The sequence below is a fragment of the Cryobacterium sp. CAN_C2 genome (assembly GCF_015751745.1).
Lineage (GTDB): Bacteria > Actinomycetota > Actinomycetes > Actinomycetales > Microbacteriaceae > Cryobacterium.
The window spans coordinates 77,322-93,515 of the sequence record NZ_JADOUX010000005.1 but is presented as its reverse complement, the minus strand read 5'-3'; the positions used below and the strand labels follow the sequence as shown (position 1 = coordinate 93,515).

Below are 16,194 nucleotides of genomic sequence, written 5' to 3'. Positions count from 1 at the left end.
GTCTGGCGCGTAGAACTCCCGATATTGCATGTTAAGAAGTGCTGTTCTTTAGATATTGTTAAGGAATGTCGCCTCAAGCTTCCGATCTGATCACCCTCGGCCATCGCATCCGTCATTTTCGAAGCGAACGCGGCCTCACCCTCGACCAGCTCGGCGACCGCGTGAGTCTCGCCGGCAGCCAGCTGTCACTGATCGAGAACGGTCGCCGCGAGCCGAAGCTCTCGACCCTGCAGGACCTCGCGACCGCACTGACGGTTGACCTGACCGAGCTGCTGCGCCGGGAGGCGCCGAACAATCGGGCGGCGCTCGAGATCGAATTGGATCGGGCCCAGAAGAACCCGCTCTACGGGGCGCTCGGCCTGCCGGTGGTCAAGGTGACCAAGGGCATGCCACTGCCGGCCATCGAATCGCTGCTGGGGCTGCACCGCGAGCTTTCCCGCCGAGCCAGCGAAGCCATCGCAACCCCGGAAGAGGCACGGCGAGCCAACACCGAACTGCGCGAGCGGATGCGCGAGAAAGGCAACTACATCCCAGAGATTGAGGAGCTCGTCGAGGAACGTGTGCGCGCGAGCGGACATATCTCGGGCGCCCTCACGCACCGTGAGGTGAGCGTTATGGCCGATCAGCTCGGTTTCAGCCTGATCTACGTGAACGACCTGCCGCACTCCACCCGATCGGTCATCGACCTCGCCAATGGGCGCATCTACCTGCCTCCGGCCTCGATTCCCGGAGGACACGGCCTGCGCTCGATGGCCTTGCAGGCGATGGGGCACCGGCTGCTCGGGCACGAACGGCCGGGCAGCTACGCCGAGTTTCTGTGGCAGCGGCTCGAGATCAACTATTTCGCGGCGGCCTGCTTAATGCCGCGCGAGGCATCCATCGCTTTTCTCGCCAACGCCAAGCAGGAACGCGAGCTGTCGGTGGAGGATTTTCGCGACACGTTCGGCGTGACCCACGAGGCAGCCGCGCTGCGGCTGACCAACCTCGCCACCTCGCACCTTGATATGACGCTGCATTTTCTGCGGGTCAATGGCGATGGCGCCCTGCAGAAGGGGTATGAGAACGACGACCTGCCGTTTCCGGTGGACGTCACGGGGTCGATCGAGGGCCAGTACGTCTGCAAGCAGTGGAGCGCGCGCAGCGCGTTCACCCACAACAACCGCACCACCGAGTTCTATCAATACACCGACACTCCCGCCGGCACGTTCTGGTCGGCGACCCAGACGGGCTCAACGGATGCCGGTGAGTTTTCGATCAGCGTGGGCGTGCCGTTTGCGCAGGCGAAGTGGTTTCGCGGGCGGGAGACCACCCAGCGCACGGTATCGCGCTGCCCGGACGAGTCGTGCTGCCGTCGCCCTGACGCGGATGCCGCGGCGCGCTGGGCCGGACGGGCCTGGCCGAGCGCCCGGCTGCACGCGCACGTGCTGTCGCCGCTGCCGTCGGGCACCTTTCCCGGCGTGGACGACTCCGAGGTATACGCGTTTCTGGAGGCACACGCGGCGGAGTAGCATTCAGCGCACGTGCAGCGACGCGGCAATGAGCGTGTCCGCTGCAGCCACGATAGGTATCGTCGGTAAACCACTCGCACAGAAAACACACACGGACAGCAGCCTGCCCCGGGGCGTAGCAACCATCTCGGCAGCGCGCTGGATTCCCTGCATCCAGAAGAGCTGATGGTGCTCAAGCACCGCCAGGAGCAGGGACTCCTGAGACGGGACCAGCGTGGACAACTCCGTCAGCGAGAGGCCCGCTTCGACCCGCAACTGGTCCATGGAACCGGGCCGGCGGTCATGCTCGTGCACGGCTTTCCGCTCGACGGCCACTCCTGAAAGAAGCAATCAGCCGCGCTCTTCGACCAAGGTACCGCGTCATCGCCTCCGACCGTCTTGATCATGCACGGCATGCTTTGGACCCACCCTGCCGGAGTCAACGGCCTGATCTCATTCCTCTCGCGGTAACTCCTCCCCCGCCTCGGCATCCGTTGAGCCCCACTCATCGGATGCCGAGGCATCCGTGATGTCGCGCCCGATAACGGGTACCACCGCGGCCCGTTGCGCCGCCGACGATGCCGCTTCATGCACCGACTGTCGCTACCGCTCGGAGGGTGCCAGGGCGCCCTCGGACAGGGCGAGTTCGTGCTCGACGATGGTGCGCACGAGGGGGCGCTGGGTGCGCGCGTCGCCGTACCGCACGGTGGCGTGGGCGGTGAGGCCGTCGATGATTCCGAGCAGCTGCCAGGCCACAGCGGGCGCGTCGTTGACCACGAATTCGCCGCGAGCCCTCCCCTCGTGCAGCCGGGCGACCAGAAAGCTCTGCCAGGCATCCATTTGGCGGCCCACTTCCGCGGCGAGGGCCGGGTTGCGTCGGCCGAGGCTCCAGGCGTCGAGCCAGATCGCGGTGACCGCGTTGCGTTCCGGGCCGAGCAGGGTGTCAATCAGGGCACCGAGGGCCTGCACCGACGTGGGACATTCCGCGAGTTCGGCGGCCACCTCGTCGATCTCAGCCGCCACGATCGCGCCGAACGTGCCCGCGACCAGCACGTTCATGCTGGGCTGGTAGTGCGCGATCAGGGCAGGGGTCACCCCGACCCGGGCGGCGACGGCACGCACCGTGACGGCAGCAAGCCCCTCGGTCAGGGCGATTTGGCTGGCGGCCAACGCGATTTCCGCGGCCCGCTCGGCGGGGGACTTGCGCCGGTTGCGCAGGGAAAGTGTTGACATGGGACCCCAGTGTATATACTTTGATTTCAGGTTGTTGATCATCTGATCAATAAGAGTCCTGAGGAGAACACCGTGCGCCTGATCGAGGCCCCGTCCAGTCCCCCCTCGCCCACCCGGGTGCGCGAGCCCACCCGCCTCCCCCTGCGCGTCGGCCTCGTGCAGCATCGCTGGCACGCCGATGCGGCGACGCTTGAGGCCGAGTTGGCCGACGGCATCCGTGTGGCGGCTGAGGCCGGTGCTCGCATCGTTTTTCTGGCCGAATTGACCCTGAGCAAGTACCCGGGCAACGTGCGGGCCACCGGAACGCCCAAATCGGATGCCGAGCCCCTCACGACCGGCCCCACCTTCGCCTTCGCGGCCGCACAGGCCCGGCTGCACAACGTGATCGTGCACGCCTCGCTGTTCGAGAAGCCGACCGACGACGATGAGCCACTCGATGGGCGCGGCTACAACACGGCCATTCTGGTATCGCCGACCAGCGATCTGCTCGGCCGCACCCGCAAGACCCACATTCCGATCAGTGCCGGCTACCACGAAGACACCTACTTTCGGCCGGGGCCCGCCAAGAACGCCTACCCGGTCTATACCGTCGCCGGCGCACGCCTCGGACTGCCAACGTGCTGGGACGAGTGGTTTCCCGAAGTCTCCCGCCTGTACGGGCTCGGCGGCGCCGAAATTCTGGCCTACCCGACCGCGATCGGTTCGGAACCCCTGTTTCCCGACTTTGACACCCAGCCGATCTGGCAGCAGGTCGTCGTGGCCAACGGCATCACGAGCGGGCTGTTCATGGTCGTGCCGAACCGGCACGGCGACGAGGGTGACCTCACCTTCTACGGTTCGTCGTTCATCTCCGATCCGTTTGGACGCATACTCGTGCAGGCGCCACGCGACGAATCCGTGGCGCTCGTGGCCGATCTCGATCTGGTCCAGCGTGAAGAGTGGCTCAGCCTGTTTCCTTTCCTGGTGACTCGCCGGCCCGACAGCTACACGCCTCTGACGATGGCGGTCGACCCGGAGCATCCGTTCGGTGCAGCGGCGACGGAGCAGGCATGACCTGGCTCATGCCGGCGGAAACCGCGCAGCAGGATCGGGCCTGGATGGCGTTTCCGACCGGCGGTTACACCCTCGGCGATACCGCCGAGTCGGCCCACGAGGCCCGTCACACCTGGGCCACCGTCGCGCACGCCATCTCCGACTTTGAGCCCGTGACCATGGTCGTCGACCCGACTGCCCGCGCCGTCGCCGCCCGCTATCTGGGCAGCGAGATAGAAATCGTTGAAGCACCATTGAACGACAGCTGGATGCGGGACATCGGCCCGAGCTTTGTGCACGACGAGGCGGGCCGCCTTGGCGCAGTGGATTGGACCTTCAACGGCTGGGGGGACCAGGACTGGGCCACCTGGGATCACGATGCGAAGGTCGGACTTCTCGTAGCGGAGGCAGCCGGTGCGGCCGTCGTCTCGTCGCCGCTCGTGAACGAGGGCGGCGGCATTCACGTCGACGGCGAGGGAACCGTGCTGGCGACACGCAGCGTGCAACTCGATCCCAAACGCAACCCCCGGGCCACGCCCGCTTCAGTCGAGGCGGAATTGCGGCGTACGATCGGTGCGGAGCACGTCGTCTGGTTGCCGCGCGGCCTCACCCGTGACCAAGGACGCTTTGGCACCGGCGGGCATGTCGACATGGTTGCCGCGTTGCCGTCGCCGGGCACGATTCTGTTGCACGCGCAGAATGATCCGGGGCATCCCGACTACCCGCTCACCCGACAATTTCGCGCGCTACTGGCCGACGCGCACGATGCGGCCGGGCGATCGTTCACGATCATCGATCTGCCGGCGCCGGCAACGCTGCGCGACGACGAGGGGTTTGTGGATTACAACTACATCAACCATCTCGTCGTCAACGGCGGCGTCATCGCCGGCAGCTTCGGCGAGGATCGGGCGGATGCCCTGGCCCGCGACGTGCTCGCCACGGCGTACCCGGGGCGGCGCGTGGTCTCGGTCGACGCACGGCCGCTGTTCGCGCGCGGGGGTGGCATCCACTGCATCACGCAGCAGCAGCTGTCAGCGCCGCCCTGATCGGTCAGCCGGCTGCGGCAACCCGACGATTATGCCAGGCACGAATAACAAGGAACGGCACGAGCACGGCCGCGATCAACAGCGCAAAGGCCCATGCGCCGATGTCTGGCGTCATGATGTTCGCACCCCAGATGACGAACGCGATGGCAGCGACGTTCAGGAGAACGGATGCGCGCGGCCGGCTCGGCGGATTGGCGAACAGGGGCAGCGGCGCCGTGGGATTGGCCCAGGCGAGGCGGAGAACGTAGAAGACGCCGCAGACGAAGCCGGCCAGAACGAGAATCGCGCCGAATATCACTGCCATGCGGTGGTGCTCCCTGATCAATCGTTACGTCGACCCTACAGTCCTACTTCGGCTGCATCCGGATCGCACCGTCAAGACGGATAGTTTCGCCATTGAGCATGGGATTCTCGATAATATGCCGCACCAGGAATGCGAACTCTTTCGGGTCGCCAAGCCGGGACGGATGCGGCACTTGGGCGCCCAGGGAGTCCCGCACCGGCTGCGGCAGCCCCTGCAGCATGGGTGTGTCGAAGATGCCGGGTGCAATCGACATGACCCGAATCAGACTCTGCGCGAACTCGCGAGCGAGCGGCAGGGTCATCGCGGCGACGCCACCCTTGGAGGCGGCGTAGGCCGCCTGCCCGATCTGCCCGTCGAATGCAGCGACCGAGGCGGTGTTGACGATGACCCCGCGTTCGGCGCCGCCCTGGCGGTCAGCGTCGCCCACGGGGTCGGTGCGCTGCATCGCGGCGGCGGCCAGCCGCACGACGTTGAAGGTGCCCACGAGGTTGATGCGAATCGCGCGTTCGAACTCCTTGAGCGGCAGCGGCCCATCGCGGCCGACCGTGCGAGCACCCGGCGCGATGCCGGCACAGTTGATCACGATGCGGAGCGGCGCTCGAGTCACCGCGGCGTCGACGGCGGTCTGCACGTCGCCGGCGCTCGTCACATCGCCGGCCACGAACCGGGCCCGGCCGCCGAGCGCGGCGGCGATCTCCTCGCCGGGAGCGCCCGGCAGATCCAGCAACACAACGGATGCCCCGGCTTCGTGCAGCGAGCGAACGCACGCCAGGCCGAGGCCGGAAGCGCCTCCGGTGATGAGGGCGGAGCTTCCGTCAATTCGCATCAGAACCTCCCAAATACAGTCGAGAAACGCACGCGCCCGCGCAGCATCAGTGCCAAATCACGCATCAGAGCCTCTCGACCAGGGTTGCGTTGGCCATGCCGCCGCCCTCACACATGGCTTGCAGGCCCCAGCGTCCGCCGGTCATTTCGAGGTGGTTGAGCAGGGTACCGAGCAGTCGGGTGCCCGAGGAACCCAGTGCGTGGCCAAGAGCGATGGCGCCGCCGCGCGGGTTGAGGCGGTCGGGGTCGGCGCCCGTCTCGCGCAGCCAGGCCAGCGGCACGCTCGCGAAGGCCTCGTTGATCTCGTAGGCGTCGATGTCGTCGATGTTGAGGCCAGCCCGCGAGAGGATGCGCTGGGTCGCCGGAATCACACCGGTCAGCATGAGCAGCGGGTCACTTCCCACGACAGTGAAGCTGTGAAATCGAGCGCGCGGGTTGAGGCCGAGTTGATCGGCCCGCTTGGCGCTCATGATCAACGTCGCCGACGCTCCATCAGTCAAGGGTGACGAGTTGCCGGCCGTTACGTGCCAGCCGAGCTTCGGAAACCTGGCGGCCAGTTCATCGGTGCGAAAAGCGGGGCGCAGGCCGGCGAGCGAGGCGTGCGAGGTGCCGGGGCGGATGGTTTCGTCGTCACGCACGACAGTGCCGTCCGGCAGGGTGACGGCAACGATCTCGCCGGAGAAATCGTCCCGTTCGGCAGCCGCGGCGGCGAGCCGATGTGAGCGGGCCGCGTAGTTGTCGAGCGCATCGCGGCCGAGGTTCCACTTCTGGTTGATGAGTTCGGCGGAGACTCCCTGATTGACGAGGCCGTCGGGGTAACGCTCGTGCATGAGGGTGCCAAAGGCGTCCTGTGCGCCGGCGGAGGAACCGAGCGCAACCCGGCTCATCGACTCAACGCCGCAGGCGATGACGATGTCGGCGCTGCCGCTCAGCACGGCCTGGGCGGCGAAGGCGGTGGCCTGCTGGCTGGATCCGCATTGGCGGTCGATCGTGGTGCCGGGCACGCTGTGAGGAAATCCGGCGCTGAGCAGGGCGGTACGTGTGAGGTTGCTTCTTTGCTCGCCGACCTGGCTGACGCAGCCGCCGATCACATCGTCGATCAGCGCTGGGTCGAGGTTGTTGCGGCTGACAAGTTCGCGCAGCACTGTAGCCAAAAGGTCGGCCGGATGAATGCCGTCGAGGGCTCCCCCGGGTTTGCCTCGGCCTGACGGGGTGCGCAGAACGTCGACGATGACAGCTTCATTGCTCATGACCCCAGCCTAGGCCCGCCGGGCTGGGGGTATCCGTCATCGGGAGCGATCGACCCGTTCCCAGACCACGATGAGGTAGGTGGCGATCGGCCCGAGCAGCAGGGAGAGCAGAAACCAGTTCCACCGGCCACGCCCCTTGTTTTCGGCGAGGCCGGCGTTGACGAGCGCCAGGGCGAACCAGCCGGGGCCGTATTGAACGGGTTGTGAAAGGTCCATGCAGGCAGTGTGGCAGACCAATGACTCGCGCAACAGCGGATGTTGCGGCCCGGGCTATCCGGACAGGGCCCACATCGCAACGGCACTGGCCGCGGCGACGTTGAGCGAGTCGATGCCGTGCTTCATCGGAATCTGAACGACGCTGTCCGACGCGGCGAGCGCCTCCGGGGTGAGACCCTCACCCTCGGCGCCGAGCAGCAGGGCCAGATGCTCGTGACCGGTTCCGTCGAAGTCGCGCAGGCTGACCGCACTGTTGCTCAGCGCGAGGGCTGCTACGTGAAAGCCGTGCCGGGTGAGCAGGGCGCGGGTCTGGGTCCAGTCGCCGACGCGGGTCCACGGCACCTGCAGCACCGTGCCCATCGAGACGCGGATGGCCCGTCGGTAGAACGGGTCGGAGCAGCGGGGCGTGACCAGAATGGCATCCGCTCCGATGGCGCCGGCCGAGCGAAAGATGGCTCCGACGTTGGTCGGGTCCGACACGTTTTCGAGGATCACGATGCGGCGCGCACCCGCCAGCAGCGTGTCGCCGGATGGCAATTCGGGTCGGCGCATCGAGGCGATCACGCCGCGGTGCAGAATGTAGCCGGTGAGTTCGGCGAGCATCTCCCCGGGGCCGACGAACACCGGAACCTCGGCCGCGTAGTCGCCGAGCACCGCCAGCGCCTCGTCGGCCGTGGTGCCGAGCGCGAGCACCGACCGTGGCAGGTGCCCGGCGCGCAACGCACGCTCCAGGACCAGGGCGGATTCGGCGATATACAGCCCGTGCTCGGTGCCGCGAGCCTTCTTGAGTGCGACGTCGGTGCGGTGGGCATAGTCGACCAGTCGCGGGTCGCTCAGGTCGTCGATCACGATCAGGGGCATCCGCAAAGTCTATCCAGCGGCCCGCTCGCCGTCTTGCCCCGGCCTCGGGGCCAATTCAGGAAAACCGCTGGCTTTGCAACCCGCCGCGCCCGCACATACGCGGCACGGCCGGACGATAAAGCTGGATTTCCTGAACTAGCCCCCGCGACGCCCGACTACTTCGTGGGCACGGTCTGAACGGCCAGGGCGAGGTTTCCGTCGGCGAGGCTACCCCAGGCGTACACGATGGTATTGGTGCTCCGGGCGATGGTAACGTCGGCCGGACCGATGAGCGCGGCAGTGGTGCCAGCTGCGGCAACCGCGGCCGAGATGGTGCCCACCGGAAGCACAAGCACGGACTCGTTCGGGTTCGTCAGACCGGTGAAAGCCGGGGCGCCATTGGCGAGCACGTCCACCGCCGGAGCGGCAGCGACGTGGCGCACCGTGAGGCGCCCCTGGCCGTCGCCGGGTGCGGAGGTGTCGTTCGTGAACAGCGCCGCGGTGGAAACTCCCGTCTCGCTCAGGTGAGCCACCGCCGTGTAGTTCATACCGGACGCGACAGTGAGGACGACCGGACCAATCACGGCAGCGCTCGCGTCGGCGGCATCCGCTGCGGTGATGGCGAGGCTGTAGCTACCAGCCGCGATACGGAATGTCCTGGTGAGGGTGCCGGGTTCGAAATTGTCGATGACCCGCTTGTTGTCCACATAGACGTCAACCACGACGCCGGGAATAGCGTGCAGCACCGAAACGGATGCCCGTGCTTGGGCCCGCGTGCGAACCGTCTGCACGAACAGGGCCAGGTTGTTGTCGGCGAGACTGCCCCAGGCGTAGACGATGGTGTTGGTGCGCGGAGCAATCACGACATCGGCCGGGCCGAGCAGCGGTGCGGTGGTTCCGGCGGCGGCGACTACGGCGCTGATCGTGCCTACCGGCAGGTCGAGCGCGGCCTGCGCTGGGTTGGTCAGACCGGCGACGGCGACGGCTCCGTTCGCGAGCACGTCAACAGCGGGGGCGGCCGCGACGTGGCGCACGGTCAATCGACCCTGCCCGGCGGCCAGTGGTGTGGTGTCATTGTTGAACAGGGTCGCGGTGGGGATACCGGTGGCGCTCAGGTGGGCAACGGCCGTGAAGCTGCGGCCGGCCGTGACCGTCACGGTGGTCGAGCCACTCAGGGCAATACCAGCCATCGGCGAGCCATTGGCGCTGCCGCCGAGCACGACGGGGTTCGAGGCGGAGATGTCCAGGGTGTGGGTGCCGGCCGAGATCGTGAACGGGCCGAGCAGGGTCCCCGGCTTGAAGTCGTCGACGACGACGCGGCCGTCCACCGAAATATCGAGGTTCAGTCCGGGAATGGCATGCAGCACCGAAACCGAGGCGGTGCCCGGTGCCGCGGATGCCGCGGGAACCGCCGCCTGTGCCGGCGCGAGCCCGGCGAGAGCGACGAGGAGGCCGGCGGAGATTCCGACGGCTATGGATTTGCGCATTGCTACCTCCAGTGGGTCGTTACGGAAGGCAACATTGCCTCCCTGCTAAGCTCTTCTCCCGCTTGGCGGGTTTCGGATGCACCGCTTGAACTATTTCGCGGACAGGTTCACAGCGTGTGTAACTGGCCGCGCACGATCGAGTCACCGGAGTGTGCCGGGTCGCCGTCGGTGGGCTCGGCCGACACGTCGATGATCGGGTACTGGGCCAGGTCAACGCTCGCGGGGATGGTGAAACGACCGGTGGACCCGTCGAGGAATCCGATGCTGACCAGACCGGACGCATCCGCTTTGAGCAGCCAGACCTCGCGCAGGCTGGTGCTCGAGGAGGCCGGCGCGTCAAGGTCGACGACGACCGCGCGACGACCGTCGGAGGCTTGCTCGACCCGGGCCGACCCGCCCGCGGTCCAGCCGGGCAGGGCGTCGAGGGTGGCCTCGGCAACGACCTGCTCACGGGGCGAGCCTCCGGTCGTGCTCGCGACACCAATGGCGATGCCGCCCACCAGTCCGATCACGCCGGCGGCAGCCGCGACGGGCACCCAACGGCGCCGGGGCAGCAGACGAACAGGTGCAATCTCCCGCACCGAGCCCGAATCCGGCAGTACCTCGGGCGGCGTGGCTGATTCCGGCCCGTCGATCAGCGAACCGGATGCATCGGGCCGGGCCGCCGTGTCCGTCAGGTGAGGGGGCGTCGAGAGGCGAGGCACCGTACGCACGGCATCGCTCAGCCCGAGTTCGGCACGAATGCTCGCCCAGACTGCCGCGGGCGGCGTGAGTAGGCGGTCGAACCCGGCCGCGCGACCGAGTTGCACGACCTGGCGCAGGGCGAGGTACTCGCCGGCGCACGCGGCGCAGGCGGCGAGGTGGGCGCGCTCCCGGGCACTTGCGTCACGTTCAGCCACCAGGGCCAGCAGGTGCAGGTCGGCCGCGTCGATATGGGCCGCGTCAATGTGGGCCGCGTCAATGTGGGTGGCATTAATCGGAGTCATCGGACACCTCCAGCCGGGTGCGCAGGCGGGTCAGACTGCGCCGCATGTGGCTTTTGACCGTGCCGAGCGGCAGTCCGAGGCTGTCGGCGATCTGCACCTGGGTGAGATCGTCGAAGAAGGCGAGGCGCATCACCTGCCGCGGTATGGGCTCGAGTCGGTCGATTTCGTCGCCGACGAGCACCCGGTTGACCACGCTGACGCTGTCGTCCGCGCGATGCGACGGTAGGGTCGCGGCGAGCGATACCTCGAGTCGTCGCTGTCGGCTGCGAGCCTCATGGGTGTCGGCGATCACGTGCCGGGTGATGCCGATCAGCCAGGCCGGTAGTCGGGACCGGGCGGGGTCGAATCCGGCGCGTCCGCGCCAGGCTGCGATGAACACTTTTTGGGTGACGTCCTCGGCGTCGGTGGCATTGGCGAGCGATCGCACGGCGATTGTGAAGACCAGCGGCGACCAGCGTGTGTAGGCCTTGGCCAGGGCGCGCTCGTCGCCGTCCTGAAAGTTGCGGGACAAAGCCGCGTCATCGTCGATGGGTGCGCTCACGTCGGGGTGGGTCCTTCGGGCCGAAACACGAACCGGGCAGGGGCGCGGCAGCCGAACACCTCGGGTGTCGACCTCCGCGCGCACCAGCATAGTGAGTTTCCTTCGACTCGGGGAGGCTCCCTTGCCCGTCAAGGACGGCGAAAGGGGCCACAGCAGCAAACCCGACGTCGCTCGCTGTGGCCCTTCCCGGGGCGGGAACCACTTACTCTCTTATTTCTCTCATCGAAGGCGAAACGGATGCACCCGGTCTTGATTCGGCGCGCCCGTTACGGCGTTGGTGTGAGCGTGTACTTTGTCGAGAGGTATTCCTGAATGCCCTCGAGCCCGCCCTCGCGGCCGAGGCCGGACTGCTTGACGCCGCCGAACGGTGCCGCCGCGTTGGAGACGACGCCGGTGTTCAGACCCATCATGCCGGTCTGTAGTTTGTCGATCATGCGTTGTCCGCGGGCGAGATCGGTCGTGAACACGTAGCTGATCAGTCCGAATTCGGTGTCGTTTGCGAGGCGCACGGCATCCGCTTCGTCGGTGAAGGTGCTGATCGCGAGCACCGGGCCGAAGATTTCGTCGCGAAGAATATCGCTGCCGGGTTTGACATCGGTGAGCACGGTGGGCGCGTAGAACGTGCCCTCACGCTCGATCGCAACGCCGCCGGTGAGCAGGGTGGCGCCGCGGCCGAGGGCATCCTGCACCAGGGAGTCGGCCTTGGCAACGGCTTTATCATCGATCAGCGGGCCGATGGTGATACCGGCCTCGGTGCCGCGCCCGATCTGGAACGCCTCGACGCGTTCGGTGATGCGGCGGGCGAATTCGGCCGCGACGGACTCGTGCACGATGAAGCGGTTCGCCGCGGTGCAGGCCTGGCCGATGTTGCGAAACTTGGCGATGAGGGCGCCATCGACGGCCTTGTCGAGGTCGGCGTCGGCGAAGACGACGAACGGGGCGTTGCCACCGAGCTCCATCGAGGTGCGCAGCACGTTCTCGGCCGAGAGCTTGATGAGCGACTTTCCGACCGCGGTCGAGCCGGTGAAGCTGAGCTTGCGGAGGCGCCGGTCCGCGATGATCGGCTCGGAGACCGCGCCGGACTGCGAGGTCGTGATGACGTTGACGACACCGGCTGGCAGGCCGGCCTCTTCGAGCAGGGCCACGAAGTGCAGGGTGGTGAGCGGCGTGAGCGCGGCCGGCTTGACGACGACGGTGCAGCCGGCGGCGAGCGCCGGGGCGATCTTGCGGGTCGCCATGGCGAGCGGAAAGTTCCACGGGGTGATCAAAAAACAGGGGCCGACCGGGTGCTGGGTGACGATCATACGGCCGGTGCCCTCGGGGTTGGCACCATAGCGTCCGCTGATGCGCACGGCTTCTTCGCTGAACCAGCGCAAAAACTCGCCACCGTAGGCGACCTCGCCGAGCGCCTCGGGCAGTGGCTTACCCATTTCGATCGTCATGAGCAGCGCAAATTCCTGCTTGCGTTCCTGCAGTAGATCGAAGGCGCGACGCAGAATTTCGCCGCGCACGCGGGCGGGAGTCGCGGCCCAGTCGGCCTGCGCGGCGTCGGCGGCGTCGAGGGCGGCGGCGCCGTCGGCCACGCTCGCGTCGGCGATGGTCTTGATGACACGGCCGGTGGCCGGGTCAGTCACATCGAGGGTCCGCCCTCCGGTCGCGGCGATCCACGCCCCGTTGATATAGAGCTGGTTGGGCACGCGAGCGAGCAGCTCGGATTCGTTCGTGCGCGCGTCGGTAACAATCATCATTGCATCTCCCAAACTTGTGTCGGCCCGTCGATCTGCCGGTAATATCCTAACCGCGCCGACCGACACGGCTGCTGGATGCCCGCGCCGATCGGATCAACTGAACATCAACGAAGAGACCAAACCGACCGTCATCGCCGACATTGCGTGGCCCCTACTGTTATGTTGCGCGACCGCCCAATGTTTTCTCGTGCCCGGCCGGCCGACGAAAGCGCGGGCTGCGGCATCCGTTGTGGTCACGGGCACTGCCGGCAGCATGGCGAGCCAGATGACCGTCATGAAGAGGAGCCCCGCCGCGTGCTGCGCGGTGGTCCCACGGCCGCCGTCGAGCACGCTACGCGCAAAACCCGTCTGCCAGCTTGTCGACGGGCGCACGCTCGGAGTGCACCAGCGCACCACGCGCATTCGGCACACTCAAGAACGACCGGATGCGAGAATACCAAGGTGTTGATTCCAAAATTTGCCGTCGCGACCGACAGCCAGAAACCGGATGCTGCGGTCCCGGCGCCTCGCGCGCCCGCTGCCCACTCGCAAACCCTGTCGCGCGGAATCCGCGTGCTGGAGATTCTCGCCGAAACCGACGAACCGATGACGATCGTCGCTCTCGCCGCGGCCCTCAGCGTGCACCGCTCGATCGCCTATCGAATCCTGCGCACCCTCGAAGATCACGGCCTCGTCGTTCGCGACCCGGCCGGACGTGTGCGGCTCGGCCCACGCCTGGCTGCCCTGGCCCGCGGCGTATCTCGCGACCTACAGGCTGCGGCCCTGCCCGTGCTCACCCGCATCGCCAACGAGCTCGGTATGACCGCGTTCGTCGCCGTGCTCGACCAGAGCGAGGTGGTCACGCTCGTGAGCATCGAGTCGCGGCAGGCACACGCGACGGTCGCCCAGCGGCCCGGCACGCGGCATGCGCTGCACATGGGCGCCCCCGGAATCGCCATCCAATCCGGTCTGAGCGCCTCGCAGTGGGCCGCGCTCGGCCACGCCGAAAGCCGCCGCAGCGAGGCCGGCGAGGTCGCTGCCCTTGGCTACGCCTCCAGTCACGATGAGGTCATTGCCGGGCTGTCGTCGATCGCCGTGCCGCTGCTCGTGCCCGGAGAATCACCGGCCTCCCTCGCCGTCGTGTACATCTCGAGTCTGCACTCCCCCACCGACATCGGCGCCGCGCTCACCGAGGCCGCTCGCACGATCGTCGCCGAGCTCAGCTGACTAACCGGCCACGCAGAGGCTTTGCCGACCGAGGCGACGCATCGCGAGCGGGGCACGCTACCGGCCACGTCGGCAGAGTTCACACCGAGGCGCCGGCGCCGAGGTGGGAGGCATCCGGGCACCGGCCAGCACACCGACGACCATGGCCGCAACGCATAGCGCGAGTACGACGGAGAAGGCCATGGTCTCGCCGAGATCAGGCCGGTGAGAAGCACCCCGAATGCGGTGAGGGCCTGCGTCGAGGGCATCTGCGGGGAGGGCCTTCCCTCCAAACCAGCCTCACTCGCCCTCTCTCGTGGCGGCCCGCACGCCCGTCCACGTGCGATTAACCGCGCGGAACCGCCGAAAGTAACGATCCCGTACAATACTGACCAATAGGTAGGTAATCTCCAATTTAGGTGCAATACTGCCCCAGTGCCGGTTTCTCCGCACGATCCACACACTTTGCAGCAGTACCCGACCCAGCACCGCAGTGAGATACGAGGGAGTATTCCATGGCTATATCGACCGAGCGCACCCGGGCGACCAGCGCTAAACGGAGCGAAGAACGGCGGGTCCTCGCCGGCACGATGGTGGGTACCACCATTGAGTGGTATGACTTCTTCATCTACGCCCAGGCCGCCGGCCTCGTACTGGCCGGCCTCTTCTTTGCCCCGCTCGCCGGCGAGAACGCACCCCTGGCCCAGTTGATCGCCTGGGCCTCACTCGGCATCAGCTTTCTGTTCCGCCCGCTCGGCGCCATCGTCGCTGGTCACCTCGGCGACCGCATTGGCCGCAAGGCAATGCTCGTCTTCACGCTCGTCATGATGGGCGCGGCGACCGCCCTTATCGGCCTGCTGCCGACCTTCGACCAGATCGGCGCCTGGGCACCGATCCTGCTGATCGTGCTGCGCATCCTGCAGGGCTTCTCGGCCGGCGGCGAATGGGGCGGCGCCGCGCTCATGTCGGTTGAACACGCGCCGGTCAACAAGCGCGGCTTCTTCGGCGCCTACCCGCAGATCGGCGTTCCGGTCGGCCTCATCCTCGCCACCGGCGTCATGATCGCCGTGACCACCTCGATGAGCGAAGAGGCCTTCCTCTCGTGGGGCTGGCGCATCCCGTTCCTGGTCTCCGTGCTGCTCATCGTCGTCGGCTGGGTCATCCGCCGTGCGGTCGCCGAGAGCCCCGTCTTCAAGGAGATGCAGACCCGCAAGAAGGAATCCGCCGCCCCGCTCAAGCAGCTGTTCAAGAACCACTCGCGTCAGGTCATCCTCACCGCGCTCATCTTCATCGCCAACAACGCGGCCGGCTACATGCTGATCGCGTTCTTCAATTCCTACGCCACGAAGCCGGTCGAAGCCGGCGGACTCGCCATGGAGCGCACCCCGGTGCTCATTGCGAGCACCGTCGCGGCCGTCTTCTGGCTCGCGTCGACCATGCTCGGCGGCATTCTCTCCGACAAGATCGGCCGCGTGCGCACCTTCCAGCTCGGCTACGCCTTTCTGTTCATCTGGGCGATTCCGATGTTTCTGCTCATCGACACCGGCGACATCGTCTGGTTCGCGCTCTCCCTCATCATTCTGGCGAGCGGACTCGGCTTCTCATACGGCCCGCAGGCCGCGCTCTACGCCGAAATGTTTCCCGCCCAGGTGCGCTACTCGGGCGTCTCGATCGGCTACGCCCTCGGCGCGATTCTTGGTGGCGCCTTCGCCCCGCTGATTGCGCAGCTGCTGCTCGATGAGACCGGCCAGTCCTTCTCGATCGGCATCTACCTCATGGTGCTCGCCGCGATCTCCTTCACCGCGGTGACCCTCGTGAAAGAGACCCGAGGGGTTCCGCTGGGCATCAGCACGCACGAATAATTACCTGCAGGACCCGACCGTGTCGCCCGGATTGAAACCCGGGCGGCACGGTTTTTTTTCGTGCCGGCCTGCCGGCGCGATCTGCGGCCACGACGACTCTCGACATCCACCCATGAATCGTATATGGTTTCATATACAACGACACGTGAGCA

Annotated in this window: 18 protein-coding genes; 6 read left to right on the top strand and 12 right to left on the bottom strand. The window is 67.0% G+C overall.

Annotated elements, in window-relative coordinates:
• Positions 1-65: 65 nt before the first annotated feature.
• Together IWX77_RS06110 and IWX77_RS06105 are read left to right on the top strand one after the other, a co-directional pair.
• Complete coding sequence (locus tag IWX77_RS06110) at positions 66-1,508, top strand: helix-turn-helix transcriptional regulator (RefSeq protein ID WP_196843632.1); 1,443 nt, start codon at positions 66-68, stop codon at positions 1,506-1,508.
• Between the two features lie 165 nt (positions 1,509-1,673).
• The gene (locus IWX77_RS06105) at positions 1,674-1,829 is read left to right on the top strand and encodes a hypothetical protein (protein WP_196843631.1); all 156 of its coding nucleotides are present in this window, start codon (positions 1,674-1,676) and stop codon (positions 1,827-1,829) included.
• A 111-nt stretch (positions 1,830-1,940) separates the two neighbouring features.
• Here the strand turns inward: IWX77_RS06105 and IWX77_RS06100 are convergent, their stop codons facing one another.
• Positions 1,941-2,081, bottom strand: coding sequence for a hypothetical protein (locus IWX77_RS06100; protein ID WP_196843630.1), 141 nt, complete (start codon positions 2,079-2,081; stop codon positions 1,941-1,943).
• Between the two features lie 9 nt (positions 2,082-2,090).
• A complete protein-coding gene (locus IWX77_RS06095; protein WP_196843629.1) occupies positions 2,091-2,720 on the bottom strand; it encodes a TetR/AcrR family transcriptional regulator in 630 nt (209 codons plus the stop codon).
• Positions 2,721-2,792: 72 nt separating this feature from the next.
• Between IWX77_RS06095 and IWX77_RS06090 the strand changes: the two genes are divergently transcribed.
• A complete protein-coding gene (locus tag IWX77_RS06090; RefSeq protein ID WP_196843628.1) occupies positions 2,793-3,773 on the top strand; it encodes a nitrilase-related carbon-nitrogen hydrolase in 981 nt (326 codons plus the stop codon).
• Complete coding sequence (locus tag IWX77_RS06085; protein WP_196843627.1) at positions 3,770-4,798, top strand: agmatine deiminase family protein; 1,029 nt, start codon at positions 3,770-3,772, stop codon at positions 4,796-4,798. The genes IWX77_RS06090 and IWX77_RS06085 overlap by 4 nt, the downstream gene beginning before the upstream one ends.
• A 4-nt stretch (positions 4,799-4,802) precedes the next feature.
• Here IWX77_RS06085 and IWX77_RS06080 read toward each other — a convergent pair whose 3' ends face one another.
• From IWX77_RS06080 to IWX77_RS16995, 10 genes are all read right to left on the bottom strand, one after another.
• Entirely contained in the window at positions 4,803-5,102 is a 300-nt protein-coding gene (locus IWX77_RS06080) for a hypothetical protein (RefSeq protein ID WP_196843626.1), read from the bottom strand.
• Positions 5,103-5,145: 43 nt separating this feature from the next.
• On the bottom strand, positions 5,146-5,928 hold the full coding sequence (locus tag IWX77_RS06075; RefSeq protein WP_196843625.1) for a 3-hydroxyacyl-CoA dehydrogenase: 783 nt from the start codon (positions 5,926-5,928) through the stop codon (positions 5,146-5,148).
• A 64-nt stretch (positions 5,929-5,992) separates the two neighbouring features.
• A complete protein-coding gene (locus tag IWX77_RS06070; protein WP_196843624.1) occupies positions 5,993-7,177 on the bottom strand; it encodes a thiolase family protein in 1,185 nt (394 codons plus the stop codon).
• Between the two features lie 36 nt (positions 7,178-7,213).
• On the bottom strand, positions 7,214-7,393 hold the full coding sequence (locus IWX77_RS06065; RefSeq protein ID WP_196843623.1) for a hypothetical protein: 180 nt from the start codon (positions 7,391-7,393) through the stop codon (positions 7,214-7,216).
• 54 nt (positions 7,394-7,447) lie between these two features.
• The gene (locus IWX77_RS06060; protein WP_196843622.1) at positions 7,448-8,254 is read right to left on the bottom strand and encodes a TrmH family RNA methyltransferase; all 807 of its coding nucleotides are present in this window, start codon (positions 8,252-8,254) and stop codon (positions 7,448-7,450) included.
• Between the two features lie 155 nt (positions 8,255-8,409).
• Positions 8,410-9,720, bottom strand: a complete 1,311-nt coding sequence (locus tag IWX77_RS17000) for a DUF4397 domain-containing protein (protein WP_297414435.1) — start codon at positions 9,718-9,720, stop codon at positions 8,410-8,412.
• Between the two features lie 107 nt (positions 9,721-9,827).
• Positions 9,828-10,706 carry an anti-sigma factor domain-containing protein gene (locus tag IWX77_RS06050; protein ID WP_196843621.1) on the bottom strand — a complete coding sequence of 293 codons (879 nt, stop codon included), beginning with the start codon at positions 10,704-10,706 and terminating at the stop codon, positions 9,828-9,830.
• Entirely contained in the window at positions 10,693-11,247 is a 555-nt protein-coding gene (locus IWX77_RS06045) for an RNA polymerase sigma factor (RefSeq protein WP_297414439.1), read from the bottom strand. The genes IWX77_RS06050 and IWX77_RS06045 overlap by 14 nt, the downstream gene beginning before the upstream one ends.
• Before the next feature lie 266 nt (positions 11,248-11,513).
• Positions 11,514-12,995: an NAD-dependent succinate-semialdehyde dehydrogenase gene (locus tag IWX77_RS06040; RefSeq protein ID WP_297414441.1), complete on the bottom strand. Its 1,482-nt coding sequence runs from the start codon at positions 12,993-12,995 to the stop codon at positions 11,514-11,516.
• Between the two features lie 93 nt (positions 12,996-13,088).
• Positions 13,089-13,367 (bottom strand): hypothetical protein, encoded by a 279-nt coding sequence (locus tag IWX77_RS16995; protein WP_334353651.1) that lies wholly within the window; start codon positions 13,365-13,367, stop codon positions 13,089-13,091.
• 69 nt (positions 13,368-13,436) lie between these two features.
• Here IWX77_RS16995 and IWX77_RS06035 point away from each other — a divergent pair, with 69 nt between their 5' ends.
• Both IWX77_RS06035 and IWX77_RS06030 read left to right on the top strand, forming a co-directional pair.
• Positions 13,437-14,201, top strand: coding sequence for an IclR family transcriptional regulator (locus tag IWX77_RS06035; protein ID WP_442784423.1), 765 nt, complete (start codon positions 13,437-13,439; stop codon positions 14,199-14,201).
• A gap of 494 nt (positions 14,202-14,695) precedes the next feature.
• Positions 14,696-16,042, top strand: a complete 1,347-nt coding sequence (locus tag IWX77_RS06030; protein ID WP_196843618.1) for an MFS transporter — start codon at positions 14,696-14,698, stop codon at positions 16,040-16,042.
• Positions 16,043-16,194 lie beyond the last annotated feature (152 nt).

Coding starts and splice junctions, on each gene's coding strand:
- IWX77_RS06060 (WP_196843622.1), bottom strand. CDS start 8,254: ATGCCCCTGATCGTGATCGACGACCTGAGCGACCCGCGACTGGTCGAC.
- IWX77_RS06080 (WP_196843626.1), bottom strand. CDS start 5,102: ATGGCAGTGATATTCGGCGCGATTCTCGTTCTGGCCGGCTTCGTCTGC.
- IWX77_RS06085 (WP_196843627.1), top strand. CDS start 3,770: ATGACCTGGCTCATGCCGGCGGAAACCGCGCAGCAGGATCGGGCCTGG.
- IWX77_RS06095 (WP_196843629.1), bottom strand. CDS start 2,720: ATGTCAACACTTTCCCTGCGCAACCGGCGCAAGTCCCCCGCCGAGCGG.
- IWX77_RS06075 (WP_196843625.1), bottom strand. CDS start 5,928: ATGCGAATTGACGGAAGCTCCGCCCTCATCACCGGAGGCGCTTCCGGC.
- IWX77_RS06070 (WP_196843624.1), bottom strand. CDS start 7,177: ATGAGCAATGAAGCTGTCATCGTCGACGTTCTGCGCACCCCGTCAGGC.
- IWX77_RS06105 (WP_196843631.1), top strand. CDS start 1,674: ATGGTGCTCAAGCACCGCCAGGAGCAGGGACTCCTGAGACGGGACCAG.
- IWX77_RS06030 (WP_196843618.1), top strand. CDS start 14,696: ATGGCTATATCGACCGAGCGCACCCGGGCGACCAGCGCTAAACGGAGC.
- IWX77_RS17000 (WP_297414435.1), bottom strand. CDS start 9,720: ATGCGCAAATCCATAGCCGTCGGAATCTCCGCCGGCCTCCTCGTCGCT.
- IWX77_RS06050 (WP_196843621.1), bottom strand. CDS start 10,706: ATGACTCCGATTAATGCCACCCACATTGACGCGGCCCACATTGACGCG.
- IWX77_RS06040 (WP_297414441.1), bottom strand. CDS start 12,995: ATGATGATTGTTACCGACGCGCGCACGAACGAATCCGAGCTGCTCGCT.
- IWX77_RS06065 (WP_196843623.1), bottom strand. CDS start 7,393: ATGGACCTTTCACAACCCGTTCAATACGGCCCCGGCTGGTTCGCCCTG.
- IWX77_RS06110 (WP_196843632.1), top strand. CDS start 66: ATGTCGCCTCAAGCTTCCGATCTGATCACCCTCGGCCATCGCATCCGT.